This is a genomic window from Simplicispira lacusdiani (assembly GCF_003604195.1).
GTDB classification, from domain to species: domain Bacteria; phylum Pseudomonadota; class Gammaproteobacteria; order Burkholderiales; family Burkholderiaceae_C; genus Simplicispira; species Simplicispira lacusdiani.
On sequence record NZ_QXGR01000038.1, the window covers coordinates 1 to 1005 of the forward strand.

Consider the following 1005-nt stretch of genomic DNA (forward strand, 5'->3'; position numbering starts at 1 on the left):
CTTAGGAAGGCAATTTGAGGGCTTTAGAGGTCTTATTAAGAACGAGTTGGAGATGAAAGGGATAGATAATCAATTTGAGCGTGAACATAAAAAAGAAATGAAGACTAAACAACGAGGGTATGACATGGAGCGATGAAAACATAAATAAAGCGAGTAGACTTTACTACCCGCTTTATTTTAGGTTTTCCCGTTTTCGCAAAGCTTTAAATCTATCAAATTGTTTACGATATATATAGTCTTTATTTTCTTTTTTGCTGACTAAGATTTTCCCGTCGTATTTTGTAAATTTTTTCTTGTCGTTTGAATCAGTCCACGCTAAATCTTCATTTACTAAATAAACATTTGATGTACCCATTTTTAGTACACTCAAAAATCCGTTCTCTTCAAGTACTTTGATTCCTCTATAAATAGTCATTTTTGATTTTCCAAAGTAATCTTCAAAAGTTGAATATGAGCATGCTAATGCATTCTTGTTATCCATGTGTTCGATTATGAAAAATAAAAGAGAACTAGCGAAATTGTGGTTTGCCATTAACCATCTTAGTTCTGGCATGTTATCTCGATAAAGTTGAATGAAATTAAGATTCTTTTTTTCACTTTCTTTTTTCTGTTGATCTTGTTCATTTTTTTCATCTAGTTCTAATAATTTTTGAAGTTTTTTAAATTCATCCGCGTTTAATTCTATAGTGATTTTTTCTTGGGAGTTCTTGTCCATTTTTCCACCCCTTTTTTGCAAGAAGGTATCACACTATGATACCTATATGTATAATCTTTGTTATATCCTATAACATGACCTGATATATGTAAAGACAAATTTGTTATATTCTTCTACAAATAGGTATCACAAGCTATGTTACCTATAGGTATCACACTATGATACCTATTAAACTCTGAAACCCTTATATATCAAGGCTTCTCTTACGTTCCCTTTCTATATCTCCTAATAGGGTTTTTCTCCACGCAATGGGCAGGTAGTATTTTTTGAGAAACCCACTCAAAAAATCT

The 1005-nt window shown here is 31.5% G+C and carries 1 protein-coding gene; it reads right to left on the minus strand.

What is annotated here, in order from left to right; translation table 11 throughout:
* Positions 1-172: 172 nt before the first annotated feature.
* Positions 173-715, minus strand: a complete 543-nt coding sequence (locus D8S75_RS17275) for a replication/maintenance protein RepL (protein WP_000360274.1) — start codon at positions 713-715, stop codon at positions 173-175.
* Between the last annotated feature and the right edge of the window lie 290 nt (positions 716-1005).

Coding starts and splice junctions, on each gene's coding strand:
- D8S75_RS17275 (WP_000360274.1), bottom strand. CDS start 715: ATGGACAAGAACTCCCAAGAAAAAATCACTATAGAATTAAACGCGGAT.